We start from the raw sequence: 26,571 nt of genomic DNA, 5'->3' as shown, positions 1-26,571 counted from the left end.
AAATGAATAGCGCAATTTATCGTGCCAGTCTGTGGTTAGTTTTCTTGGTGATGATTAACGCACCAAGCCACGCACAGACCGATGCCGCGGCTAAGACCTTACTCAATAAAGTAAGCAAAACATATGAAGGATATAAATCCATTCAGGCAGATTTTACCCTTACCGTACAGCAACCCCAACAAACGGACAGCTATACCGAGTCCGGCACCATATATATGGAGGGCGCTGCAGGTAAGTACCACATTATGACGTCCGGCCAAGACATTATCAGCGATGGCAAAACGCAATGGATGGTACTTAAAGAAGAGCAGGAAGTCCAGGTGACGGATGTCGATCAATCGGGAGGCTCCATCTCTCCAATCAATATCTTTTCGTTCTATAACAGCGGATATAAATATGTTTCTGCACCTGACGAACGATCGGGAAATATACCATTGCAGGTAGTCGAACTTTCGCCTGAGGACACCAGTGCACCTTATTTCAAAATCAAACTACGGATCAATAAGACAACCAACCTGATACATGACGCCACTATTTTTGACAAGAGTGGAATCAAATATCATTACGCCATCAAAAACACCAAGGCCAACGCCCCCATCCCTGCCAATAAATTTACATTTAAACAAAGCGACTATCCGGGAATGGAAATCGTCGATCTCAGATAGCCGGGCTGCGGGTAACCTTATAGCTTATTCTGTTGCTGGGACTCTTCATTCGTTGCATCGGCTAGCAAGTGGTTTTTCCTGTAGCCGTGTGCAGCGGGATTTTCGATGATCTCTTTGACCGAGATCAGTTTATACACATAACTGCCCGTCTCCCTGTTGAGCTTCAACCTGAAGTAATTATCCTCACGTTGCCTGTCGATAATCCTTCGGAGGTTCCCTTCGCCAATATTGAAAGCCGCAGCGACCAGCGTCCAGCTGTTAAACTCATTATACAACGCCTTAATATACCTTGCTGCGGCCGCGGTAGACTTTTCAATATGCTGCCGCTCGTCCACCTCGCTATCTACACGCAGCCCAAAAGCCCGCGCTGTACCGGGCATGAACTGCCAGTAGCCTGACGCCCCGCGATGTGAAGTAGTACCGCTCACCAATCCGCTTTCGACCAAAGGGATATATTTAAAATCCTCGGGAATCCCATGTTGACGTAAGATAGCGGCGACTTTCGGCAATGCATGCAATGCCTTGTGATGCAATACATGCGAACGGCGTTTTGTGTAGGAATACTCTTTAAGGTAACGCATCATTTTACGCTCGATTTGCTTATCACCCAACGGAAGGTTTTCATCAGCAAAATTCAATGATGCAAAGTACGGAGTGTTGCGGATATCAGCGATATCGTCTTGCAATATTTCTCCTTGAGATAAGGAGTCATGCGGTAGTGCGGATGTCTCGGTATTTGTCGCTACGCGATAAGCGTATAGCTTAGAAAGTAATACCAGTAATAAAACCGCGCTACAACAGAGCAGTTGTTTTTTTATCATTTATAACCTTTCTGTAATCCAGCGACGCATAAAATAATCGCACCACAGAATTACTTGATCCAAAAAGCTGGCGACAAAAGTAAAAATTATATTGTTAATTCACAAACAGTTACCATAAGCCCCCTTGGTGTTTAACATAATTTAACGTATTTTGACAGGTCTTGCTCTTATAAAAAAGCCAAGCGTACAGGCGATTAAACATATAATTTTACCTATCTTTGTAGCCTACATTTTTATATAAAAATCATGCCCTTTAGTAACAAAAGGAACAGTCGTGACGACAAATCCAAGCGCTTCGGTAAATCAACCCCGAACCCTTCCCATACGCGTAGCCGGAAATACGACGACCGAAGCACACCAGACAACGACAAACGATATACAGACGAGCGGTCTGGAGAAAATCGGGAGAGAAAATACCCAAGCGATCGGCCACGGCCTCGTGCAGGCGGCGGGTCGACAGCAGGTCGAAATACATCAAACAACGAGCAGAGATTCAGCGACAAACGGTCAAGTGATTATCGGGACCGGGAAAAAAAATACGGGAACGGACAAAAGCCGCCCTATAACACAGATAGGCGCTCAACGGAAAACAGACCGTACAATCCTTCGCGAAAATTGCGTGAGCGAACCGACCCAACGCCGAAGCCATTCAAAAGTACACCGGAAGATGACGGACTGATCCGGCTAAACCGGTATATCGCCAATTCGGGCATCTGCTCGAGACGTAAAGCAGATGAGCTGATCCAAGCCGGTGTCGTCTCTGTAAATGGCCATGTTGTCACCGAGCTCGGTGTCAAAGTAGATCCATCCAAAGATGAAGTGCGCTATAATGGCGAACGCCTAAAGCGCGAAAAAATGGTTTACGTGTTGCTTAACAAACCCAAAGACTACATCACCACAACGGATGATCCCCAGGAACGCCGCACGGTGATGCAACTGGTGTCCAAGGCTTCCAAAGAACGGATATACCCTGTTGGCCGTCTTGATCGTAACACCACCGGGCTGCTTTTGCTGACGAATGATGGTAACCTTGCCGAAAAGCTTTCGCACCCGCGCAACAATGTTGTCAAGATTTATAACGTCGAACTCAATAAGAGTCTCGCTCAAGGTGACCTTAATAAAATTGCGTTTGGCCTCGAATTAGAGGACGGCTTTGTCAAACCTGACACGATAAGTTACGTACAGGGCGGAAGCAAAAGGGAAGTAGGCATTCAGATTCACAGTGGAAAAAACCGCATTGTGAGGCGTATTTTTGAGCATTTAGGTTATGAGGTGATTAAGCTGGACAGGGTCGTTTACGCTAACTTAACGAAAAAAGATCTACCCCGTGGACGCTGGCGCTACCTCGAAGAAAAGGAAATCATCCAACTCAAGCACTTTATTAAGTGACTTTCAGCTTGCCTGCTTACGAATTTGATTGACAACCCACAACTTTTGACAGACGACTACAGACATGACCGATCCAAAAACATTGACGGCCGTTGCCGAATTTCACAAGACATTTAAGCATCCCGTATTACCCAAGCCTACTGTTCCGGACGAGCAGCGGTGCCGGTTGCGGGTCGCGTTACTGGCAGAAGAACTCAAAGAACTTGAAGAAGCCATCGCGGACAACGACATCACGGAGATTGCCGACGCGTTATGCGATCTTCAATATGTATTGTCAGGAGCAGTACTCGAGTTTGGCTTAGCCAGCAAGTTCGCGCAACTTTTTGATGAAGTACAGCGATCAAACATGAGTAAAGCTTGTAAGACCGTCCAGGAGGCCGAGGATACAGTGGCACATTACACGGAGAAAGGTGTGGAATGTTTTTATGAGGAGGCGGATGGCCATTACCTGGTATACCGGACGGCAGACCGGAAAACGCTGAAATCCGTGTACTATTCGCCTGCTGACCTCGCTAAAATTCTGGAAGGATAGTATTCTTTTCGTTCTCCTATATGCTGTATTTACTCCCTTGGTAAGCCGCCCTACGCTCCAGCTCTTTATCGATATAGGTTTGAATGGCTGACTTGCCCAAGCCCCAATTTGGCGCTATCAGCAATTCCTGATCGGCCAGTCCAAATAGGCGCTGAATCACGATGTCAGGGCGCAGCAAAGGGATAAACTCACAGAGGAAATCCGTATATTCCTCCAAGCTAAATACATGAAAAGGCTGTCGTTTGTACTGCACGCCCATAATAGAGCCTTCCACAATATGGAGGTGGTGGAGTTTCACAAACTTGATTTGCGGAAACCGGTTGATTTCTTCCGCATAGCGCAGCATCATCGCCCTGGTTTCCCAAGGGAATCCAAAGATGGTATGCACGCAGATATCCAAGGAACTGTTTTGTACCAAGGCGAGTGCCTTTTCAAGCTCTTCATGCGTGCACCCTCTGTTTATCCGGTTTAACGTACTGTCGTAGATGGATTCCATGCCCATCTCCAGATCCACATCATATCGATCGGTATAGCTTTCGAGCAGGGCCACTTTTTCAAAATCTATGCAATCCGGCCGCGTACCCACCGAAAGCCCTACCACATGTTCGGGTGCTACGCTCAAGGCCTCATCATACAAGGATTTAAGGTAATGCGCCGGTGCGTAAGTATTGGTATTGGGCTGGAAATAAATCACGAATTTTTCAGCTCCATAACCGTTTACTGCACGCTGGATCCCCTCTTCCACCTGTTCACGGATAGTCGGCAGTTTACGTGCCGAATCCGGCGTAAACGAATCCACGTTGCAATAAGCACAGCCACCGTACCCCTTACTTCCATCGCGGTTCGGACAAGTAAAATTACCATCCACAATAATCTTAAACACACGCTTGCCGTCGTATTTGGCCCGCAAATATGCCCCGTAGTGATTGTACGGTTTTTTTCCAATGTCCAACAGGGTACCCATAGTCGTGCAAAGATACGAGATAAGTTTGAGACATGCGCTATAAGGCGCTAAGCGTCAACCACGGTGTTAGCTGGCTAGCAGCGCCGAATTCCAAAAAAAACCGTCAGGCGTACACCTGACGGTCTGAATTGTTTTTTATCGTTCACTGACCCCGCGGGTCACCGACAGCGGATTAATCTTCCTCCTTCGATGCCAGCAGCTGGTCATATTCCTCTTGCGAGCCTACGATAATGCGTTCATAATCGCGCAGGCCAGTTCCGGAAGGAATCAAGTGGCCGACGATGACGTTCTCTTTCAAACCCAAGAGGTCGTCACGCTTACCGGCAATGGCAGCCTCGTTGAGTACCTTCGTAGTTTCCTGGAACGATGCCGCAGAAATGAATGACTTGGTACCCAATGACGCGCGGGTAATACCCTGCAGTAACGGGCTTGAAGTCGCCGGTATGGCGTCGCGTACTTCCACCAGCTTCAGGTCACGCCGTTTGAGGCTTGAATTAACGTCCCGTAGCTTACGCAGCGAGACAATCTGCCCCGGCTTCAACTCGTTGGAATCTCCCGCATCCACCACCACTTTTTTGTCATAGATAGCATCATTCTCCTCAACGAAGTCCCACTTGTTGACCGCCTCTTTTTCCAAGAAACGGGTATCGCCCGGGTCTTCAATTTCCACCTTTTGCATCATTTGGTGTACGATGGTCTCAAAGTGCTTGTCATTGATCTTCACCCCTTGGAGGCGGTAAACTTCCTGGATACCATTTACCAAATACTCCTGCACGGCCGACGGGCCTTTAATAGCCAAAATATCGGCAGGCGAGATAGAACCATCTGACAACGGCATACCCGCTTTCACGAAGTCATTATCCTGTACAAGAATATGTTTAGACAGCGGCACCAAGTACTTCTTGATCTGTCCGTCCCGTGACTCAATTGAGATTTCACGGTTACCCCGTTTTACGCCACCCAGGGTCACCACACCATCTATTTCGGTGACGACCGCAGGGTTGGATGGATTACGAGCTTCGAACAGTTCCGTCACACGTGGCAGACCACCTGTAATGTCACGGGTCTTACCGGTAGAGCGCGGAATCTTAGCTAATACAACACCCTCTTTTACCACGGTGCCGTCATTGACAGAGACGTGCGCACCCACCGGGATGTTGTAAGTGCGGATAACCGCGCCTTTGCTATCCAATATTTTGATGGCCGGGTTTTTGGTCTTGTCGCGCGTATCAATGATGACTTTTTCCCGGTGTCCCGTTTGTTCGTCGGACTCCTCACGGAATGTTACCCCTTCAATGATCGACTCGAACTCAACTTTCCCACCAAATTCGGAAATAATCACCGCATTGTACGGATCCCAAGAACAGATACGTTGCCCTTTTGTCACCTTATCGCCAGCATTCACATAGAGATAAGAACCGTAAGGGATATTGTTCGTCATCAACACTTTTCTCGATTCCGGGTCGACAATCCGAAACTCACCGGAACGCCCGATAACGACTTGATCTGGTCCTTCTTCCCCTTCGTGGGGTACCGAACGGATATTTTCCAGCTCGATGATGCCATCGAACTTAGCGAATATTTGAGATTCCGCCGCAATATTTGACGCGGTACCACCCACGTGGAAGGTACGGAGTGTAAGCTGCGTTCCAGGCTCACCGATAGACTGTGCTGCAATCACGCCCACTGCCTCACCTTTCTGCACCCGTTTACCCGTAGCCAAGTTGCGTCCATAACAAAGTGCACACACACCCCGTTTACTTTCACAGGTCAATACCGAACGAATCTCGAGCCCTTCAACCGCAGATGCCTCAATCTTAGCGGCGATTTCCTCATCGATATCCTGATCGGCCGCTACCAGCAATTCTTCAGTTACAGGGTCATACACATCGTGTAGGGAAACCCGGCCAAGAATACGGTCGTATAGCGGCTCAATGATATCCTCGTTATCTTTCAGCGCTGTTGTATATACCCCCCTCAAACCACCGCAATCTTCATCCACCACAATCATATCTTGGGCTACGTCATGCAGACGACGGGTCAAATAACCGGCATCAGCCGTCTTCAACGCGGTATCCGCAAGACCTTTACGGGCACCGTGTGTAGAAATAAAGTACTCCAATACCGACAACCCTTCCTTAAAGTTGGAGAGGATAGGGTTTTCGATGATTTCACCGCCTGAAGAACCAGATTTCTGCGGTTTGGCCATCAGTCCCCGCATGCCACAGAGCTGACGAATTTGCTCTTTCGAACCACGGGCGCCCGAATCAAGCATCATGTATACGGAATTGAATCCTTGGTTGTCTGTCGAAAGGATTTCCATCACATTCGCGGTCAACCGGTTGTTGATGCGTGTCCAGATGTCGATGATTTGGTTATAGCGTTCGTTGTTGGTGATGAAGCCCATGTTGTAATTGTTCATCACCTCCTCCACTTCTTTCGTTGCCTGTTCGATCAGATCGGCCTTGGCATCCGGAATGTTCAAATCCTGTAGGTTGAACGAAAGCCCACCTTTGAACGCCATCTGGAATCCTAATTCCTTGATATCATCCAAAAACTTCGCTGCCCGGGCCATACCCGTAATTTTCACGACCTCGCCAATGATATCCCGCAAAGACTTTTTGGTCAACAGCTCGTTGACGTATCCGATTTCCTCGGGAACGACCTGGTTGAACAACACACGCCCTACGGTAGTCTCGATGAGCCTTTCTTCGATATTGCCATCCTTGCTCCTTACTTTGGTTTTCACCTTAATAAAGGCATGCAAATCGATTTTCTTTTCATTCAGCGCTATAATGACTTCCTCAGCAGAATAGAAGGTCATGCCTTCCCCTTTCATCACCCGGCTTTCATCGGTCTTACGGCCTTTGGTCATGTAATAGAGTCCCAGTACCATGTCCTGCGAAGGAACGGTAATGGGTGTGCCATTAGCCGGGTTGAGGATATTATGCGAAGCCAGCATAAGGATTTGAGCTTCCAATATGGCAGCATTGCCTAAGGGCAAGTGCACAGCCATCTGGTCACCGTCAAAGTCGGCGTTAAATGCCGTACACACCAACGGGTGCAACTGGATTGCCTTGCCTTCTACCAAAGTCGGTTGAAATGCCTGAATACCCAAGCGGTGCAGCGTAGGTGCCCGGTTGAGTAATACGGGGTGTCCTTTCAATACGTTCTCCAAGATATCCCATACGACCGGATCCTTGCGATCAACGATTTTCTTGGCCGACTTCACCGTCTTCACGATACCACGCTCTATCATTTTGCGAATGATGAACGGCTTATACAGCTCGGCAGCCATGTCTTTTGGCAATCCGCACTCATGCAACTTCAGGTTTGGTCCAACCACGATGACCGAACGTGCGGAGTAATCTACCCGCTTACCCAACAGGTTCTGGCGGAAACGGCCTTGTTTACCTTTCAGGATATCAGAGAGTGATTTCAATGCACGGTTGCCTTCCGTCTTGACAGCGTTCACCTTACGTGAATTGTCGAATAGCGAGTCTACAGCTTCCTGTAACATCCGCTTTTCATTACGCAAAATGACCTCGGGCGCCTTGATTTCCATCAAACGCTTCAACCGATTGTTACGGATAATCACCCTCCGGTACAAGTCGTTTAGGTCGGAAGTAGCAAAACGCCCACCTTCCAACGGCACCAACGGACGCAGCTCAGGCGGAATAATCGGTACAATTTTGACGATCATCCATTCCGGCCGGTTTTCAATCCGATCCCTCGACCCGCGGAATGCCTCCACAACCTGCAGGCGTTTTAGCGCCTCATTTTTACGTTGTTGGGAAGTTTCATTAGCTGCCTGGTGGCGCAAATCATACGAAAGCTGATCCAGATCCAGCCGTTTCAACAACTCTTCCAACGCTTCCGCACCCATTTTGGCAATGAACTTCTGCGGATCGGTATCATCCAGGAACTGGTTTTCCTTCGGCAGGGTATCCAAGATGTCGAGGTATTCCTCTTCTGTAAGGAAATCCATGTACTGGATACCATCCTCCTCCTTTACCCCGGCTTGGATAACCACATAACGCTCGTAGTAGATAATCATATCGAGCTTTTTGGTGGGCAGGCCCAACAAATAGCCAATTTTGTTCGGCAATGAGCGGAAATACCAGATATGCGCTACAGGCACCACCAAGCTGATATGGCCCATACGCTCACGACGTACCTTTTTCTCGGTCACCTCCACACCGCAACGGTCACAAACGATGCCCTTATAGCGAATGCGCTTGTATTTACCGCAATGGCATTCGTAATCCTTTACCGGACCGAAAATGCGTTCGCAAAACAAACCGTCACGCTCCGGCTTATACGTCCGATAGTTGATGGTTTCCGGTTTCACGACTTCACCACTTGAGCGCTCCAGAATCGTCTCTGGAGAGGCCAAACTAATGGTAATCGAGGTGAAGTTGCTTTTTATTTTATTATCCTTTTTGTAAGACATACTTTCGTTTCTAAAAGTTAAAGCGCCATGCTTAATTAATCCAACGTGATATCCAGTCCTAAGCCACGCAGCTCGTGTACGAGTACGTTAAAGGACTCGGGCACAGACGGTGTCGGTAGATTATTGCCTTTGACGATGGATTCGTATGTTTTAGCCCTACCAACCACATCATCAGACTTGACCGTGAGGATTTCCTGCAGAATGTTCGAAGCTCCGAATGCTTCCAATGCCCACACCTCCATTTCACCGAAGCGTTGCCCACCGAATTGCGCCTTACCACCAAGCGGCTGTTGCGTAATGAGTGAGTACGGTCCGATAGAACGGGCGTGCATCTTGTCATCCACCATATGGCCCAGCTTCAGCATATAAATCACACCTACGGTTGTCGGCTGGTCGAAACGCTCGCCGGTCAAGCCGTTGTAAAGGTAGGTACGGCCGGATGCAGGCAACCCTGCTTTCGCTACCCACTCTTCTACCTCTTCGGTAGACGCACCGTCGAAAATTGGCGTCGCAAACTTGACACCCAACTTTTGTCCGGCCCACCCCAACACGGTCTCGTAGATTTGGCCAAGGTTCATCCGTGAAGGTACCCCCAATGGGTTCAGCACGATGTCAACCGGTGTGCCATCTTCCAAGAAAGGCATATCCTCATCGCGCACGATGCGCGCAACGATACCTTTGTTGCCGTGGCGGCCGGCCATCTTATCCCCTACCTTAAGCTTACGCTTCTTGGCAATGAATACCTTAGCCATTTGCACGATGCCTGAAGGCAATTCGTCACCGACGCTGATAGCAAATTTGTCGCGCTTATAGGCACCGAGCTCTTCATTCAGCTTAATGTTATAGAAATGGAGCGCCTGCTTAATCAGTTCGTTTTTGTCGTCGTCGGTAGTCCATCCTGCCGGATTGATATTGTTGTAATCCAAATCCGCCAGAATCTTCTGGGTAAACTTAGCTCCTTTAGGCACCAACAGTTCTTTATAGACGTTGTAGACACCCTGCGAGGTTTTACCATTGACGATGGCAAACAGCTTGTCTACCAATTTATCTTTTAACGCCTTCAATGCCTTAGCATGCTGGGCATCCAGTTGGTCGAGCGCCTTCTTTTCTTCTTCCTTAGCCATTTTCTTGGCACGGGAGAACAATTTGGTATCAATAACCACACCGTTGATAGACGGAGGGGTTTTCAAAGAGGCATCTTTCACATCTCCGGCCTTATCGCCGAAAATCGCACGAAGCAGTTTTTCTTCCGGAGAGGGGTCAGACTCGCCCTTAGGCGTAATCTTACCAATCAGGATATCACCTTCACGTACTTCGGCCCCCACACGGATGATACCGTTTTCATCAAGGTCTTTCGTTGCTTCCTCAGATACGTTTGGAATATCGGCTGTCAGCTCCTCTTCACCGCGCTTTGTATCGCGTACTTCCAGTTCAAACTCCTCGATATGAAGGGAGGTAAAAATATCCTGGCTGACCACGCGTTCTGAAATCACGATAGCATCTTCGAAGTTGAAGCCCTGCCATGGCATGAAGGCCACCTTCAGGTTACGACCTAATGCCAACTCGCCATTTTGGGTAGCATAGCCTTCACAAAGCACTTGTCCTTTCTCTACCTTTTGCCCTTTTTTTACAATAGGCTTTAAGTTAATGCAAGTACTTTGGTTTGTCTTCTTGAACTTAATCAACTTATAGGTCTTCACGTCGTCGTCAAACGACACAAGCCTTTCGTCCTCATTCCGTTCATACCGGATCTTGATTTCATTCGCATCGACATATTCCACTACACCATCAGCCTCCGCATTGATCAAGGTACGCGAGTCGCGCGCTACGCGCCCCTCCAATCCCGTACCCACGACGGGTGCTTCGGGGCGCAGCAACGGCACAGCCTGGCGCTGCATGTTAGAGCCCATGAGCGCACGGTTTGCGTCATCGTGCTCAAGGAATGGGATTAAGGATGCCGCGATAGATGTAATCTGGTTCGGGGCCACGTCCATCAAGTCCAATTTTTCGGGTTCAATGACCGGAAAATCCCCTTCAAACCTGGCCTTTACTTTCGGGGTAATAAAGTTGCCCTTGTCATCGTATTCGGCATTAGCCTGTGCGATGGTTTTGCCATCTTCGTCTTCAGCCGAAAGGTAAATGACCGGCTCTTCAACGACAACCCGCCCCTCTTCTACCCGCCGATATGGCGTTTCGATGAAACCTAAGTTATTAATTTTGGCGTGTACGCAAAGCGACGAAATCAAACCAATATTCGGTCCTTCCGGCGTTTCAATCGTACATAACCTTCCATAGTGCGTATAATGCACGTCACGCACTTCGAAGCCCGCGCGTTCGCGAGACAGTCCACCAGGGCCGAGCGCAGACAGCCTACGCTTATGCGTAATCTCAGCCAACGGATTGGTTTGGTCCATGAACTGCGACAGCTGGTTCGTACCAAAGAACGAATTAATGACCGACGATAATGTACGTGCATTGATCAAATCCGTCGGAGTAAACACCTCATTATCCCGGATATTCATCCGCTCACGGATTGTGCGTGCCATACGCGAGAGGCCTACACCGAACTGCGAATACAATTGTTCGCCGACCGTACGCACCCGGCGGTTAGACAGGTGGTCAATATCATCAACCTCAGCTTTAGAGTTGATCAGGTTAATGAGATATTTTACAATAGCAATGATATCCTCACGAGTAAGCACTTTAATCTCATCGGGAGTATCCAATTGCAACTTACGGTTGATGCGGTAGCGGCCTACGTCGCCAAGGTCATACCGTTTATCCGAAAAGAAGAGCCGTTCAATAATCCCACGGGCCGTTTCTTCATCGGGTGGTTCGGCATTACGCAGTTGGCGATAGATGTGCTCTACAGCCTCCTTCTCCGAGTTTGACGTATCTTTTTGTAAGGTATTATATATGATGGAATAATCGGCGGCGTTTGCGGTGTCTTCTTTGGTCAAGATGATAGACTTCACGCCTGCGTCGATAATCAAATCAATATGCTCGTCTTCCAGTATAGTTTCGCGCTCCAGCACTACTTCGTTGCGGTCAATGGATACGACCTCACCCGTATCTTCGTCTACGAAGTCTTCTATCCACTTCTTCAATACCCGCGCTGCCAATTTACGGCCTACGTATTTCTTCAGCCCGGATTTGCTTACTTTCACTTCGTCAGCCAGCTCGAACAGTTCCAAAATGTCCTTGTCAGAATCGTAGCCAATGGCGCGCAGTAGTGTAGTTACCGGAAATTTCTTTTTACGATCGATGTATGCATACATCACGTTATTGACGTCTGTAGCGAATTCGATCCACGACCCCTTAAATGGAATGACGCGGGCCGAATACAGTTTCGTACCGTTGGTGTGGCGGCTTTGGCCGAAAAACACCCCCGGCGAACGATGCAGTTGCGATACAATGACACGCTCGGCACCGTTGATGACAAAGGTTCCTTTAGGAGTCATGTAGGGAATGGTTCCCAAATAAACGTCCTGTACAATGGTCTCGAAATCTTCATGTTCCTCGTCATTGCACGACAGACGTAGCTTTGCCTTGAGCGGGACACTATAAGTCAATCCACGTTCGATACATTCCTGAATACCATAACGTGGTGGATCAATAAAATAATCCAAGAACTCAAGTACAAAAATGTTCCTTGAATCAGAGATCGGGAAATTCTCGGAAAACACCTTGAATAGCCCTTCCTGGTGGCGGTTGTCTGAAGTTGTTTCAAGCTGAAAAAACTCCTTGAAAGATTCCAATTGCACATCCAGAAAATCAGGGTAATCAATTACCTTTTTACTGCTTGCAAAATTTACTCTTTCGCTGTGAATACTTTTGTTTGCCAAGGGAATAAGAATTTAGTTTAACTATTTAAACTGCGTTTTTTGCTGTTCTTTGCCGCGTGTGCGGCATCCGTGTACAGCGTGGATATGACTATAAAGGAAAAGTCATAAACAGGAATAGACTCTGACGAAATACACGTCAGAGTCTAACCCATTCAGGTACGTTGTATGATCAGCGTTACTTAATCTCAACAACAGCTCCTGCTTCTTCAAGTTGCTTTTTCAAAGCTTCAGCTTCGTCCTTAGCAACTCCTGCTTTGAGTTCTTTTGGTGCGCCATCAACCAGGTCTTTTGCCTCTTTCAAGCCAAGACCGGTCAAATCTTTAACAAGCTTAACAACAGCCAGTTTCTGACCGCCAGCTTCTTTCAAGATGACGTCAAAGGAAGTCTTTTCCTCAACAGCAGCAGGCGCATCACCACCTGCAGCAGGACCAGCAACAGCAACTGCCGCAGCAGCTGGCTCGATGCCATACTCATCCTTCAAGATTTGAGCTAACTCGTTAACTTCTTTTACTGTTAAGTTTACCAACTGCTCAGCAAACGCTTTTAAATCTGCCATTTTATTTTTAATTTTTGAATTTACTGTTTAATACCTTTTATTAACAATCCATTGGGCTTTTTGATTGGGAGTATTGCCCTATTCTCCTCGTTCCTGTAAAGTTTTAACCAACCCGGCCAACGTGTTGCCTCCAGATTGAAGAGCAGAAACCACGTTCTTGGCAGGGGACTGCAGCAATCCAATGATATCGCCAATAAGCTCGTTTTTCGATTTAAGCTTGGTCAACGCATCAATTTGGTCATCGCCGATAAATACCGCGGCATCGATGTAAGCACCCTTTAATACGGGCTTATCGCCCTCCTTCCGGAGCTCTTTGATCAGCTTAGCCGGTGCGTTACCCGTCTCAGAAAACAACATTGTTGATGACCCTTTCAGCACACCGAATAACTCTTCGGCATCCACTCCCGCCTCGATGAGGGCTTTCTTAATCAACGTGTTTTTTACCACTTGCATGGTAATGCCTTTATCATAGCATTTCCGGCGGATACCATTTACGGTGGCCACGGTCAAATCAGCAGTATCGGTAATATAAAAATTGCCGTAAGATTTAATCTGCTCAGCTAAAGCCTTAACAATCTCTTGTTTTTCTTCTCTTTTCATGATTAAATTCCTGCTACTGATTTAGTTTCTACTTGAATACCGGGGCTCATCGTAGAGGAGAGGTAAATGCTCTTGAAATACGTCCCTTTTGCCGCCGAAGGCTTCAACTTGGAAATTGTCTGCAACACTTCCAGGGCATTTTCATAAATCTTTTCCGGTGGAAAAGAAACCTTGCCAATAGATGTGTGAATAATTCCTGTTTTATCTACCTTGAAATCAATTTTACCCGCCTTCACGTCAGCAACCGCCTTACCGATGTCGGTTGTTACGGTACCCGTCTTAGGGTTAGGCATCAGGTTGCGAGGACCGAGGATACGGCCAAGCTTACCTACCTTCGCCATGACGCTGGGCATAGTAATGATGATATCAATGTCGGTCCATCCGCCTTCGATTTTGCTGATATAGTCGTCCAATCCCACATGGTCTGCTCCGGCAGCTTTTGCTTCTTCTTCCTTATCAGGCGTACAAAGCACCAATACACGGACGGTCTTACCCGTACCATGTGGCAATGTGGCGATACCACGTACCATTTGATTTGCTTTACGGGGATCCACGCCGAGGCGTACATCAATATCCACCGAAGCATCAAATTTGGTCGTAGTGACATCCTTGACCAAGGCAGCCGCCTCTTGCAAAGAATACGCTTTACCAACTTCAATTTTGGATAGTGCCGCTTTTTGATTTTTTGTTAATCTTGCCACTTTCTTAAAACTGATTTCGTTAATTAATTGTTCCAGGGCGCATTACCATTCACGGTAATTCCCATACTGCGTGCCGTCCCTGCTACCATTTTCATGGCAGACTCCAGTGTAAACGCATTCAAATCAGGCATCTTATCTTTGGCAATGGCTTCCACCTGTTCCCAGGTAACCGATCCGACCTTTTTACGGTTCGGTTCGCCAGACCCGCCTTTCAAGCCGGAAGCTTCAATAAGCTGGATAGCAACAGGAGGGGTTTTAATGATAAAATCGAACGATTTGTCGCTGTACACCGTAATGACAACGGGCAGTACTTTACCGGGCTTATCCTGCGTACGTGCATTGAATTGCTTGCAGAACTCCATGATATTCACCCCTTTGGCACCCAATGCGGGACCTACCGGAGGTGATGGATTCGCAGCGCCACCCTTCACTTGTAATTTTACTAACGCACTGACTTCTTTTGCCATTTTAACGATGTTGATTTAATTAATAAATGTTTGTTAGTAAGTTGGAAGCATTTAACGTAACATTTAGATTTTGAAGCGCCAAGCGCTAAATTGCCTTTGCACCCCAAAATGGAGTGCAAAGGTACGAAAAAAATCTTTATTACAATATTTAATGAAAAAAAATAAACCTATCGGTTCTGTTATTCTTTTTCTACTTGTATATAATTTAATTCCAACGGTGTCTTCCGGCCAAAGACTTTTACCATTACCTTCAGCTTTTTCTTTTCTTCGTTTACCTCTTCAATTTCGCCAGTAAATCCGTTGAATGGACCATCATTCACTTTGACCAATTCGCCAACGTAGAACGGTACGCTCATCAGTTCGCCCTGCTCTGACATCTCGTCTACTTTTCCCAAAATACGATTGATCTCCGCTGGACGCAACGGGATAGGGGTACCGTCTTTATCGCCCAAAAAGCCGACAACGCTGTTGATATTCTTAATCACATGTTCCAGCTCGCCATCCAACGCTGCTTCTAACAACACATAGCCGGGATAGAAATTACGCTCTTTCGCGACCTTCTTTCCGTCGCGCATTTGATAATATTTCTCCATTGGGATCAACACCTGAGGTACAAGGTGATTGATACCGAGACGATTTATTTCGGCTTCGATATATTGTTTTACTTTCTTTTCCTTACCACTTACGGCCCGTACAACATACCATTTCAGTCCTTGATCTGCCATTTCTTCTTCCCCAACAATTAAGACCCAATATTATAGAACAACTCCAACACGTTGCTCGACGCTTTATCCATCGCAAAGATGACCAATGCAATGATAATCGAGGCTACCAACACCACCACGGCAGAACTTTGCAGCTGTGACCAAGTGGGCCAAGTGACCTTTTGGCTCATCTCTGTATAAGAGTCTTTTATAAATTCAAGTACGTTTGCCATGTCCTGTTAAGAGTTAGCACGGGCACCAGGATTCGAACCCAGATCAAAGGTTTTGGAGACCTCTATTCTACCATTGAACTATGCCCGTTTATATTTTTTAGACACGATTAGCTAATCAGCACATATACTGATTAGCTAATCGGTGGAACATTAAATTCCAAAGGGACTTAATTACTTAATAATTTCAGTCACCTGTCCGGCGCCTACGGTCCGACCACCCTCACGGATAGCGAAACGGAGACCTTTTTCCATCGCGATGGCGTTGATCAATTTCACGGTGATGGTCACGTTATCACCAGGCATAACCATTTCAACGCCGTCAGGAAGCGCAATCTCTCCGGTCACGTCAGTGGTACGGAAATAGAACTGCGGACGATATTTGTTAAAGAACGGCGTATGACGGCCCCCCTCTGCTTTTGACAGTACGTAAACCTCAGCCTTGAACTCCGTGTGAGGCGTAACAGAACCGGGTTTGCAGATAACCATACCCCGACGGATATCGGTTTTTTCGATACCACGCAGCAACAAGCCTACGTTATCGCCAGCTTCGCCGTAATCCAAAATCTTGCGGAACATTTCCACACCTGTAACCGTTGATTTCAGGTTCTCAGCACCCATACCCAGGATTTCCACAGGGTCACCGGTATTGATCACACCACGCTCAATACGGCCGGTTGCTACTGTACCACGGCCCGTGATAGAGAATACGTCTTCGATTGGCATCAAGAACGGCAGATCGGTCAACCGCGGAGGAATCGGGATGTAGTTGTCTACAGCGTCCATCAATTCCATGATCTTGTCTACCCACTGAGGCTCGCCATTCAAACCTCCCAAAGCAGAACCACGGATTACCGGAATATCGTCACCTGGATATTCGTAGAACGATAACAACTCACGGATTTCCATTTCCACCAAATCCAACAATTCCGGGTCATCCACCAAGTCCACCTTGTTCATGAATACAACCAACGCAGGTACACCTACCTGACGAGCCAACAGGATGTGCTCGCGAGTTTGTGGCATCGGACCGTCAGTTGCAGCAACTACGATAATCGCACCGTCCATTTGCGCAGCACCAGTAACCATGTTTTTCACATAGTCAGCGTGACCCGGACAGTCAACGTGCGCATAGTGACGGTTGGCTGTTTGATATTCAACGTGTGCTGTATTAATGGTAATACCGCGCTCTTTTTCTTCAGGAGCAGAGTCGATCGAATCAAAAGAACGGGCTTCAGAAAGTCCTTTATCTGCTAGTACTTTTGTGATCGCGGCGGTAGTAGTCGTCTTACCGTGGTCAACGTGACCGATCGTACCAATGTTTAAGTGCGGCTTACTGCGGTCAAATTTCTCTTTTGCCATTGTTATGCGAATTAGTAATTTAAAATTTTATGTATGAATATAGTTACTCTTACGAGCCAATGATGGGACTTGAACCCATGACCTCTTCCTTACCAAGGAAGTGCTCTACCGCTGAGCTACATCGGCTTTTTGTGTTTACAATCCAAATCCCCGCCAATTCACCGTTTTAATGGTTTGACAGAGCATTCGTTAACACATTACGAGCGGAAGACGGGTCTCGAACCCGCAACCTATAGCTTGGAAGGCTATCGCTCTACCAATTGAGCTACTTCCGCTTATTATGGTGGGGGGAGAAGGATTCGAACCTTCGAAGCCGAAGCAACGGATTTACAGTCCGTCCCATTTGACCGCTCTGGAATCCCCCCAACTTTGAGCCCCCTGCCGGGATCGAACCAGCGACCTACTGATTACAAGTCAGTTGCTCTACCAGCTGAGCTAAGGAGGCAAAAACCTTCAAAAAACGTAGGAAATCCACTTTCCCTCTTTACCCTACTCGGCGTGCCTCGCTTAGTTTAGTTACTAAATATAAACGTTGAAAAACACCCCTTTTCCTTAGGGACTGCAAAGATATACAAACTTGTTTTAATACAAAAATTATTTACAAAAATCTGATATCCCCCTGCCGGCGTGCGTGATATCGCATCAATTTCCGCTTCTTATCCTTATCTTCGCTCCGCAAAATGATTATAAGATTTGTTCTACGCTATTTGATCGGCCTATGTTTGGGGTGTGCCATCGTGCCTGCCCTTGCACAGGAAAGAAGGGGACTTTGGGAGCATCCCCTGGTGAAACGGTTTATTTCCCCCGAAAAAGACAGCACGCGGTCAGCCGGCTTTATCGTCGTCCCCGCGTTGGGATATGCCCAGGAAACCGGCTTGGAATTTGGTCTGGCGGGGGTTTATAATTTTTATGTAAACAAGGCAGACCACGCAATCCGTACTTCCAATCTCACATTTATTGGCACATTCACTACCGAGCGGCAAACCAACCTTAAGTTGGAGTCAGATATCTGGACGACAGACAATCTGTACCATTACACCAGTGAATTACGTTTCCGCAACTTCCCTTTCAACTTTTACGGGCTGGGCAACCAGACGTTAGAACAAAATCAAGACGTTTTAACCCAACGTATGGTAAGGATACGGCTGGAGGGCGAGCGCAAGTTGGCCCCCAACTATTACGCAGGACTCAACTTGGCTTACGAGCATCTGACTTTTTTTGACAAAGAGGAAGATGGAATATTTGATCGGACGCCGCCCTATGGCCAAACGGGCGGGCAGCATCTCCTCATCGGCGTCTCCCAGCTGTTTGACACACGCAATAGGAACACATACACCACTAAAGGCTATTATGCACGCGCGAAGTATGCCTATTCGCCCGGTATCGGCGGTGGCCACCATTTCAAAGGAAGCACGGTGGATATCGATCTACGAGCTTTCTTTCCATTGACTAACCAGCTTACACTGGGGCTAAACAGCCACTTTGAGACTACCTTGGGCCCACGAGTACCCTTTTACGTATACCGGGAATTAGGTGGCGACATGATGATGCGTGGCTATTACCTGGGCCGTTACCGGGACCGCAGTTTACTTGCCGCACAAGGCGAGCTACGTTACCGCTTCCATCCGCGTGTCGGTGTTGCTGCCTTCGCAGGCACGGGTTCCACATACCATGACGGCCTTAAAAATGCCCGGTTTATCCCGTCCTATGGTGGAGGGCTGCGCTACTTTTTTGATTTGGAACACAACAGCAGCGTCCGATTAGAATACGGCGTGGGCGAACAGCGCCCGGGAGAAAAACGCCAGGGCGGATTCTACCTATCCTTGAGTGAAGCGTTTTAATCAAAACTTGCTTTCCACCCTATCGTGCCATTCCGTATCAAGTTCCACGTTAAATCCGTTGATACTGCCCAACGTCCCCAGCAATCGGCCACTGAATTTCAATTGGACACTGTTCAGAATATGCTCATCCACGCTGAACTTGTTCAACAATTCGTCATCCTCATCGTATGCCGTCACTTCATAACGCACATGGCGAGTGTCGGTGGGCATTCCCAAAAATTGATGAAAAGCAATCCGATAATCTTCCGCATCCGTAAACCCGTCGAACACCATGGTGTGCGCGTCGGTAATCGGCAAGGCTATCGGCGCACCGAACGGCGTATACAGGTAATTATCATGCAGCCGTGTTACGGCTATTTTTTTTACCGTAAGCAGGTCACGTACCCTATCCGTAAAGTCGAATTCCACCAGGCTATAGCACCTACCCAGTGTCACCGTTGCCTCTTCATCGGCATCGGTTACCTCAACCCTATTGACAAGCGAAGCATAAGTAATGGCTTGATCGTCTGTAAAGTGCTGGCCAAAATAAAACGCATTGGCATCAGCAAGTTCGTCGGGCAACAGTATTCCATCATTAGACCGATAGGCCAGGAACACGATATCATAAGTACCTCCGGCCAACATCACCTCCACCATACCATCGCCTTGCAATTCGCCCAATGATAGCCGCTGCTGTTTGGCTATACCGCCATTGTCAGCGTCGAATATGAAATAATGCAGGATATCCGGTAACGAAGGATTGCCAACAGGCTCACCGTTGTACACGCCAGCAATACGGATGTTGTCGAGTTTCACCACCCCGGTATTTTCATTGTAATTGCCTGCACCTTCACGGTCGCCCGGCAGAAACTCCATCCTAATTTTCAGTACGCCGGTAAAATCCGACAAGGTGCCCAAATCAAACGAATAGGAATTGCGAACCTGGGCTCCCATATTTTCGAATTGGTTGGTCGGACTAAGCGTTTCATAGCTGGTTCCTCCGTCTATGGAATAGGTAAGTATAAAATCCTTTGGCCCTGTATTAGAACTACTGATGTCAAAGGCAAAGGCAGTCAGCGATTCAACACCATATAGCGGCAAGCTTATTTCAGCCATTTGCGGACCGCGGATGCTCCAGGCCTGCCCTGCCTCAAAGGGGGCCAGCGCAAAGCCGCTCCCAAAATCCAACGCCCCGGCCCCATCAAATGCAATCCCTGCTCCCGCCCCGTCTATCGCGATATCCGGTTCCAACGTTTCATTGTTAAAAGACCAATAGTATAAATACTGCGGCTCTATACCGGGTTCGATATTCCGCAGCGCCAACCCACGCGCGCGTAGATCGCCAAAAGCCAGACGTGCCGCCGCCCCCCGCATGGGCACGACATCAGCTTCAAAACCGGTTAATCTAAAGGTGACGGTATGTAACGTTTCTGGAGAGGGCAAAGGAACGGGAATATTCCGTTTACAGCTCAATAAAGTACCGGCAACGAACATACAGCAGACAAAACGGTGCAAGAAGTGTTGTAGCGATTTCATAAGTAAGATATGATAAGGTGAAACAATAATCTCAGCTTATGCTCCGATTAGGTAGAGGCCGGACATGCGTTTACGTGTCAAACCAAAAATAAGCGATTTGGCAAAAAACTACCAGTCAGCCCCTGCAATGTAAGCCAATCTTTACAAAGTCATAAAATTGAGTAACGATTAGGATATTGACAGCTTCTTAGCGCTGACAAAAAGGAATAAAAATTAACAACTAATAAATGATGAGCGAAACATAATTCACTGTCCGGTTGTTATGTATTCGGATCAAGTTGCTTTATTCACATTAAAACCCGCGAACCATGACTTACCTAAAAAGGGTTACGTTGGCAATGGTCTTTTTGCTCAGCGTATCGTTCACTGCCTTCCACCATGGATGGGCCAATTATGACCAAACGAAAGTATTGGATTTCCAGTCAGCGATCGAGCATTCTATCTACGAAAACCCCCATGCACTGGCTGAAGTAAAATACAACGGAGCACGCTGGACAGTTTACCTGGCGCCCGCAAGCCGGATGAAAACCCGTGGTGTCTCTGCGGATATGATTAAAAAAGGCACATCATTGCGGATAGTCGCCTATCCCCATAAAACCAAAAAGACGGAAATGCGTGCCGAACGGATATTCATCGGTGGCGAGAAATACGAGCTACGTTAACCAATGCGCGCTGACACATCGCCGCATTTCTTTGAGTGGCTGGAAAGCACGCCGTTGGCATCCGGTATCCGGCAGTCCCTGTGGGCTTACCCGGTTCTGGAAATTACACATATTGTGGGTATCATTATGCTTGTAGGGGGTGCGTTTTTGATTGACCTGCATCTGCTGGGGTTCTCCAGGAATTTACCGTTTCCGGCGCTATCACGTTACCTACTGGCTTGGTCGGCAAAAGGGTTGTTGCTTATTATTCCGTCGGGAATACTGTTATTTATGACCAACGCTGCATCATTGGCTTCCGATCCGACATTCCGCCTCAAATTGGCCCTATTGGGCATCGCGGGTCTCAATGCCTGGGTATTCCATAAGCTGATCTCCCGCCGAATCGAATCGACAATTCAGCCAAACCTGCCTTCTGCGGCCAAAATCTCCGCCTTCTTTTCCGTCATCGTTTGGCTGGCCATTATCGCTTGCGGGCGCTTATTGGCTTATTAAAGCTTGGGTTAAAAAGCCCCCTCTTGGATGGACGTGAATCAAGAGGGGGCTTGTACCTTGTTATCTTGTCACCCGCATGACGCCCTGCATGATACGCCAATGGCCGGGGAACGTACACACATAGGGATAATCCCCGGGTGTGGTAGGCACCGTAAACGTTAGTTCATAACGTTCCTCCGGATTAACCAGCGGTGTACTGAATAATACATCCGGCGTATTGGGAATATACTGCAATTCCACGCCATTAGGCTGCTTGGCCAAATCATCCGCTGCTTGCCCCACCCGGTCGAGTGTTCCCGGTTTCAGTACCAACAAATTATGTTGCATATGGTCCGGATTTTCGAAGATGATTTTCAACGTCTGTCCGGCCTTGGCGGTAAAATTCGTTACATCGTATTTCATTTCGCCGATGACAGCTTTAATGGTGATGGATTCATCGGCTGCAACAGCCTCCCCCTCTCCAACGTCGTGCGTGTTTACAATGACAAGGCGCGTATTCTCCAGGCGACCGGTGAAGTGAAAGTCGTCGGGGTAGTCGCCAACATTCGCAATGCGGGGGGAATCATCACCCCAACGGCGTTGACGGTTATGCCCTATGCGGATAAACCCGCCCGGCATTTCGGCAAATAAACCGGTTGCCTTTCCTTCGGCTACTTGTTTGTCATCCACGGTCAGGGTCATCTTTCCGCCTGCAAGCAGCGAAGCTTTTACCTTAAACTGCCCGGGTAACGAATCCGCGGAATGGATGATGGCTTTTCTTCCCTTTTGATTGACCTGGAAATAGATTTTGCCATCTTTAAGGAACACAGCATACCCGTCGCGGTTGTCGCCATGGGATATGAGCACTCCCTCCAGTAAAACACGGCGCATTTCACCCGGCAGGACATCGGCCACAAAGCTTATCTCCTGATTAACAAAGTCAGGGATTTGCCGCCCGCCGATTGTGCCCCCCCGTTCGGTGGTCAAAGGAAGTACCGTCATGCGCTTGCCTGCGACAATACGTTCGCCCAGCGATCCGTCGGTGTTGGAAAGATCCGGGTGTCCCAATTTCTGGTGGTATTCATCCATAAAGGCCTGCCGATGTACTGTTCCTGCGATAAGCAGTGCATGGGATACCCATTTGTCTCCAATATTTTCCGGTTGCTGCGCAGCCTCAAACACGGCGCTGCCGATCTCCGCTGTTGGTGCCGCATCTGACAAGGCTAAGAAAGCCGCCAGGCGCACGCGCAAGTCGGGGTCCTGCGTTACACCGGACGCAAGAAGTTGCTGCACCACATCGGGCTCAGTTGCCGGAAGCGTTTGAATAGCGGCCCGGCGCACGCCAGGTGCGGGATGTTTCAACGCTTCAATGACCACCGAAATGCTGCTTTCATCAGACCCATCCAATAATCCCAACCCATGCAACGCCCAAATAGCATGAGTTGCCGCACCATTGACGGCCACCTCATCCACAGACCTATCCCGAATAAGCTTATGCAGGTCGCCAGCGGCTTCCTTACCGCCAGACTCTACCAGCAGCCGCTGTGCGGTAAGCCGCCAAAACATATTATCGCTTTTCAGCCCATTCACCAAGGTGCTTGTACGCTCAGGATTCAGCTTAAGCGGCTTATAGCGTTTGGCGTCTTCATGAACCAGCCGATAGATGCGCCCTTTTGTATTATCGCGGAGCGGATCGATATAGGCGTTACCTTCCCCGGTTTCAAAACCCTCAGGTGTCGGATTGTGCTGGATGATGAAGTTATACCAATCCAGTACCCACAACGCACCATCCGGGCCTACTTTAGCCTCTACCGGTCCAAACCAGTTATCAGCGCTGGCAATCATGTTCCAGCCATCGCCTTTCTCCTTGAAACCGGCACCGACCTGCTCCAAGATGTGGCGATGCACCAGCCGCCCCGTGGGTTCTGAAATGAATGCTACCCTATTCCAGTATTCCTGCGGAAAGGCACGGGCGGTATACAAGCTGTGGCCGGCCGCTGCAGTAAAGCCGCCATGCACATCCACTTGCCGGAGGTCTTTGGTCAGTACATGCATGTTGTAATGCGCATCAATTTTCTCGATACCCCGTTCATGCAGGTTGGCCTTTTCATAATAGCGTGCCGGAATAGCAAAAAAATCGCTGTGCTCGTTGTTGGCCGTAGAGATAAAAACGTCGAACTCCTCGGAAAACCCGAGCCCCCACGTATTGTTGGAGGTGTTGCCCAAATACTCAAATTGTTTGGCTTCACCGTCAAATTGGTACACGCCTGCGCCGAACTTGAATGGCTGGCCTCCTATCGTACCTTCGAAACCTGAGTAACCCACCGTACCCCAGATTTTGTTATCCATGCCATACCGCAAATTGGACGGTCCGGCATGGGTGTCGTACGTACCCCAGCCGTCTATCAGCACTTCGCGCACATCGGCCTTGCCGTCTCCATCGGTATCTTTCAAGAAAAGGAAATGAGGTGCCTGCGCCACTACGATCCCGCCGTTGACAAACGTAAATGCCGTCGGGATGTTCAATCCCTCTGCAAACACCGTAAACTTATCTGCTTTGCCATCACCATCGGTATCTTCACAAATGGTGATGCGGTCATCGCCCTGTCCCTTGTCATTCCGTACGGTATTGGGGTAGTCAACGGTTTCAATCACCCATAATCTTCCCTTTTCGTCCCAATCCATCGCGATGGGTTTTTTAATATCCGGTTCACTGGCAAACAATTCCAGTCTGAAGCCCACTGGCACTTGTATCAGGGTCTGCGACTCTTCGGGGCTCAATGGGTGCTGGTATCTCGGTGGCGGATCGCGGCGCTCATAGTTCGGCATCCTCCCCGCTTCATAGGTAGGTTGCGCAATGGTATATTCTTCCATTTTTTTGACCGCTTCTTCCCCAACGGCCCATCGGATACCGCTTCTTACCAACTGAAGGAATCCCGGATTACGGAATGTCCGCTCATCATGGCCAAATGCCGTATAGAATACCCTGCCGTTTCCATATTCCTTCACCCAGGTATACGGCTCACGATGCGTACTATCCACACGCTCCATCAACACCACGATGTCATCGGCAATTTTATCATGCACATAAGTTTCGTCCCATTCGGTTTCAAAAGGCTCCACACCTTCCACCGCCGGGTGGTCTGGCATCACGATTTCAGCAGAAAATGCGCCGCCGCCATGGCTTTTGAACTGCCCACCGATGAGCGCCACCACCTCTGGCGAATTGCGAAAACAGAATGAAGCCGAGTGTAAAGGAATGAACCCTTTACCGGAAGCCACATAATCCAGTAAGGCCTTTTCCTGCGCGGGGCTGATGGAATCGTGGTTAGCGTACACAATTAATCCATCGTACCGGTACAAATCCTCACGTGTAAGATCATCGGGGTCTACAGAATACGTGATATTGATCCCTTCGGGGAAATACGCTTGGGCTAAGATGTCGGCCAATAATTCCGAATCATGATGTTTACTGGCGTGGCCCAGAAAGAACAACTCAAGCCGCCGGGGACCATCGTCCTTGTTTTTTTGGCCACCGCAGTTCAAAAAGAACAAGGGGGTCAGTAACAATAGCCCGATTCTAATTAACTTATTCATTTTATTGTTTGATTGACATTTATTGACATTAAAAGACGACCTCATGCGGATACGCCATTACTTTGATAAGGTAAACTCCGGTAACCGGATGATTTCGCCGCCCTTCAAAGCAGACTCATGTGCCAAAATCCCCACACAAGTGATATTAGCGGATTGCCGCACATTTGGGAACGGCTGTCGGCCTTCCACCAACGCACTGACAAACTCGTGTACCAAATGCGGGTGAGATCCACCATGACCTGCGCCCTGAATAAAAGACAAATGTTGGTTCTCACCTTCATCATACACACCTCCGGTGGTAAAGTGCTGGATCGGCTCAGGCAGCAAATGTGCAAAATCAGGGCATATCACTTCTTCAGGGATTTCGGGTTCGGGCTTCTTAGCCGTATGCACGACCAAAGGCTCCCCCTCTATAAGCGGCCATTCCACCGCTTTCTTCGAGCCGTACACCTCAAAGCTCTCGCGGTACTGACGGGCAGTATCAAACAGCGAACGGTATACATGCGCGCTCAAATCCGAATTTCTGAACTTAATGTGAGCCGTTTCTACAGCAAAAGGCGAATTGTAGTAGTGATGCAACGCTTCCCTGATGGTCCCCGAACCGAAGCATGATACATACTCAGCCTCACTACGTGTAAGCCCCAGTACAGGCCCTACGCAATGGGTGGCATAATGCATCGGGGGCAGCCCCGGCCAATAGTCCGGCCACCCGTCCATATCCTGCTGATGGCTGGCCTTTAGAAACTGGAGCTTGCCCAGCTCACCTTTTTCATATAGCTCCTTCATAAAAAGAAATTCCCTGGCATAAACAACCGTTTCCATCATCATGTAGGTCAAGCCGGTTTCTTCAACGGCCTCCACCAATTGCCGGCATTCATCCACCGTGGTGGCCATTGGCACGGTACAAGCCACATGTTTGCCTGCCCGGAGTGCCTTTAATGACTGCTCGGCATGGTTGGGAATGGGGGTATTGATGTGTACTGCGTCAATCTGGTCATCCTTTAGCAATTCGTCGTAATCGCGATATCGTTTTGCTATACCAAAGGCATCGCCCACCTTATTCAGACTTTCCTCATTCCGTTGGCAGATGGCATACATATTCGCATCCGGATGTTGCTGGTAAATGGGGATGAACTCTGCCCCGAAACCTAAGCCGACAATCGCTACATTAATTGGCTTTTTGCTGATCATAATCT

General features: G+C 48.3%; 20 protein-coding genes and 5 tRNA genes. 6 read left to right on the top strand and 19 right to left on the bottom strand.

What is annotated here, in order from left to right; translation table 11 throughout:
• The first annotated feature begins 2 nt into the window (after nt 1-2).
• Entirely contained in the window at nt 3-665 is a 663-nt protein-coding gene (locus tag JHJ32_RS01920; protein ID WP_200119497.1) for an outer membrane lipoprotein carrier protein LolA, read from the top strand.
• A 17-nt stretch (nt 666-682) separates the two neighbouring features.
• On the opposite strand, the gene JHJ32_RS01915 is transcribed toward JHJ32_RS01920, so the two are convergent.
• Complete coding sequence (locus JHJ32_RS01915; RefSeq protein ID WP_200119495.1) at nt 683-1,486, bottom strand: lytic transglycosylase domain-containing protein; 804 nt, start codon at nt 1,484-1,486, stop codon at nt 683-685.
• A gap of 246 nt (nt 1,487-1,732) precedes the next feature.
• Between JHJ32_RS01915 and JHJ32_RS01910 the strand changes: the two genes are divergently transcribed.
• Nucleotides 1,733-2,875: a pseudouridine synthase gene (locus tag JHJ32_RS01910; RefSeq protein WP_079714947.1), complete on the top strand. Its 1,143-nt coding sequence runs from the start codon at nt 1,733-1,735 to the stop codon at nt 2,873-2,875.
• Between the two features lie 64 nt (nt 2,876-2,939).
• Nucleotides 2,940-3,407, top strand: a complete 468-nt coding sequence (locus tag JHJ32_RS01905; protein WP_079714946.1) for a nucleoside triphosphate pyrophosphohydrolase family protein — start codon at nt 2,940-2,942, stop codon at nt 3,405-3,407.
• Between the two features lie 16 nt (nt 3,408-3,423).
• On the opposite strand, the gene JHJ32_RS01900 is transcribed toward JHJ32_RS01905, so the two are convergent.
• The 15 genes from JHJ32_RS01900 to JHJ32_RS01830 form a co-directional block, all read right to left on the bottom strand.
• Nucleotides 3,424-4,371 carry a TIGR01212 family radical SAM protein gene (locus JHJ32_RS01900; RefSeq protein ID WP_200119493.1) on the bottom strand — a complete coding sequence of 316 codons (948 nt, stop codon included), beginning with the start codon at nt 4,369-4,371 and terminating at the stop codon, nt 3,424-3,426.
• A 172-nt stretch (nt 4,372-4,543) separates the two neighbouring features.
• Entirely contained in the window at nt 4,544-8,824 is a 4,281-nt protein-coding gene (gene rpoC, locus JHJ32_RS01895; protein ID WP_200119491.1) for a DNA-directed RNA polymerase subunit beta', read from the bottom strand.
• A gap of 35 nt (nt 8,825-8,859) precedes the next feature.
• Nucleotides 8,860-12,669: a DNA-directed RNA polymerase subunit beta gene (rpoB, locus tag JHJ32_RS01890; protein ID WP_079714943.1), complete on the bottom strand. Its 3,810-nt coding sequence runs from the start codon at nt 12,667-12,669 to the stop codon at nt 8,860-8,862.
• A 175-nt stretch (nt 12,670-12,844) separates the two neighbouring features.
• On the bottom strand, nt 12,845-13,225 hold the full coding sequence (gene rplL, locus JHJ32_RS01885; protein ID WP_079714942.1) for a 50S ribosomal protein L7/L12: 381 nt from the start codon (nt 13,223-13,225) through the stop codon (nt 12,845-12,847).
• Nucleotides 13,226-13,303: 78 nt separating this feature from the next.
• Nucleotides 13,304-13,825 carry a 50S ribosomal protein L10 gene (rplJ, locus tag JHJ32_RS01880; protein ID WP_079714941.1) on the bottom strand — a complete coding sequence of 174 codons (522 nt, stop codon included), beginning with the start codon at nt 13,823-13,825 and terminating at the stop codon, nt 13,304-13,306.
• 2 nt (nt 13,826-13,827) lie between these two features.
• Nucleotides 13,828-14,526 carry a 50S ribosomal protein L1 gene (gene rplA / locus JHJ32_RS01875; RefSeq protein ID WP_200119489.1) on the bottom strand — a complete coding sequence of 233 codons (699 nt, stop codon included), beginning with the start codon at nt 14,524-14,526 and terminating at the stop codon, nt 13,828-13,830.
• A gap of 23 nt (nt 14,527-14,549) precedes the next feature.
• A complete protein-coding gene (gene rplK, locus JHJ32_RS01870; RefSeq protein ID WP_079714939.1) occupies nt 14,550-14,993 on the bottom strand; it encodes a 50S ribosomal protein L11 in 444 nt (147 codons plus the stop codon).
• A gap of 179 nt (nt 14,994-15,172) precedes the next feature.
• A complete protein-coding gene (gene nusG, locus JHJ32_RS01865; RefSeq protein WP_079714938.1) occupies nt 15,173-15,718 on the bottom strand; it encodes a transcription termination/antitermination protein NusG in 546 nt (181 codons plus the stop codon).
• Between the two features lie 17 nt (nt 15,719-15,735).
• On the bottom strand, nt 15,736-15,930 hold the full coding sequence (gene secE / locus JHJ32_RS01860) for a preprotein translocase subunit SecE (RefSeq protein WP_079714937.1): 195 nt from the start codon (nt 15,928-15,930) through the stop codon (nt 15,736-15,738).
• 17 nt (nt 15,931-15,947) lie between these two features.
• Nucleotides 15,948-16,018 (bottom strand) — tRNA-Trp (locus JHJ32_RS01855).
• A gap of 83 nt (nt 16,019-16,101) precedes the next feature.
• Nucleotides 16,102-17,289 carry an elongation factor Tu gene (gene tuf / locus JHJ32_RS01850; protein ID WP_079714936.1) on the bottom strand — a complete coding sequence of 396 codons (1,188 nt, stop codon included), beginning with the start codon at nt 17,287-17,289 and terminating at the stop codon, nt 16,102-16,104.
• Nucleotides 17,290-17,343: 54 nt separating this feature from the next.
• Nucleotides 17,344-17,415: transfer RNA gene (locus JHJ32_RS01845), tRNA-Thr, on the bottom strand.
• A 76-nt stretch (nt 17,416-17,491) separates the two neighbouring features.
• Nucleotides 17,492-17,564, bottom strand: a tRNA-Gly gene (locus tag JHJ32_RS01840).
• Between the two features lie 6 nt (nt 17,565-17,570).
• Nucleotides 17,571-17,654, bottom strand: a tRNA-Tyr gene (locus JHJ32_RS01835).
• Between the two features lie 7 nt (nt 17,655-17,661).
• Nucleotides 17,662-17,734, bottom strand: a tRNA-Thr gene (locus JHJ32_RS01830).
• A 235-nt stretch (nt 17,735-17,969) separates the two neighbouring features.
• On the opposite strand from JHJ32_RS01830, the gene JHJ32_RS01825 reads away from it, so the two are divergent.
• Nucleotides 17,970-19,130: a BamA/TamA family outer membrane protein gene (locus JHJ32_RS01825; RefSeq protein ID WP_200119487.1), complete on the top strand. Its 1,161-nt coding sequence runs from the start codon at nt 17,970-17,972 to the stop codon at nt 19,128-19,130.
• On the opposite strand, the gene JHJ32_RS01820 is transcribed toward JHJ32_RS01825, so the two are convergent.
• Nucleotides 19,131-20,645 (bottom strand): hypothetical protein, encoded by a 1,515-nt coding sequence (locus JHJ32_RS01820; protein WP_200119485.1) that lies wholly within the window; start codon nt 20,643-20,645, stop codon nt 19,131-19,133.
• A 308-nt stretch (nt 20,646-20,953) separates the two neighbouring features.
• Between JHJ32_RS01820 and JHJ32_RS01815 the strand changes: the two genes are divergently transcribed.
• The gene (locus tag JHJ32_RS01815) at nt 20,954-21,307 is read left to right on the top strand and encodes a DUF6152 family protein (protein WP_200119483.1); all 354 of its coding nucleotides are present in this window, start codon (nt 20,954-20,956) and stop codon (nt 21,305-21,307) included.
• A gap of 3 nt (nt 21,308-21,310) precedes the next feature.
• Complete coding sequence (locus JHJ32_RS01810; protein ID WP_200119481.1) at nt 21,311-21,799, top strand: hypothetical protein; 489 nt, start codon at nt 21,311-21,313, stop codon at nt 21,797-21,799.
• 60 nt (nt 21,800-21,859) lie between these two features.
• On the opposite strand, the gene JHJ32_RS01805 is transcribed toward JHJ32_RS01810, so the two are convergent.
• Nucleotides 21,860-25,375 (bottom strand): PVC-type heme-binding CxxCH protein, encoded by a 3,516-nt coding sequence (locus tag JHJ32_RS01805; RefSeq protein WP_200119479.1) that lies wholly within the window; start codon nt 25,373-25,375, stop codon nt 21,860-21,862.
• 57 nt (nt 25,376-25,432) lie between these two features.
• Complete coding sequence (locus tag JHJ32_RS01800) at nt 25,433-26,566, bottom strand: Gfo/Idh/MocA family protein (protein ID WP_200119477.1); 1,134 nt, start codon at nt 26,564-26,566, stop codon at nt 25,433-25,435.
• Nucleotides 26,567-26,571 lie beyond the last annotated feature (5 nt).

It is taken from the genome of Parapedobacter sp. ISTM3 (assembly GCF_016533505.1).
In the GTDB taxonomy this organism is placed as follows: domain Bacteria; phylum Bacteroidota; class Bacteroidia; order Sphingobacteriales; family Sphingobacteriaceae; genus Parapedobacter; species Parapedobacter luteus.
The sequence above is the reverse complement of the archived record's forward strand: the minus strand, read 5'-3'. Positions and strand labels throughout refer to the sequence as shown.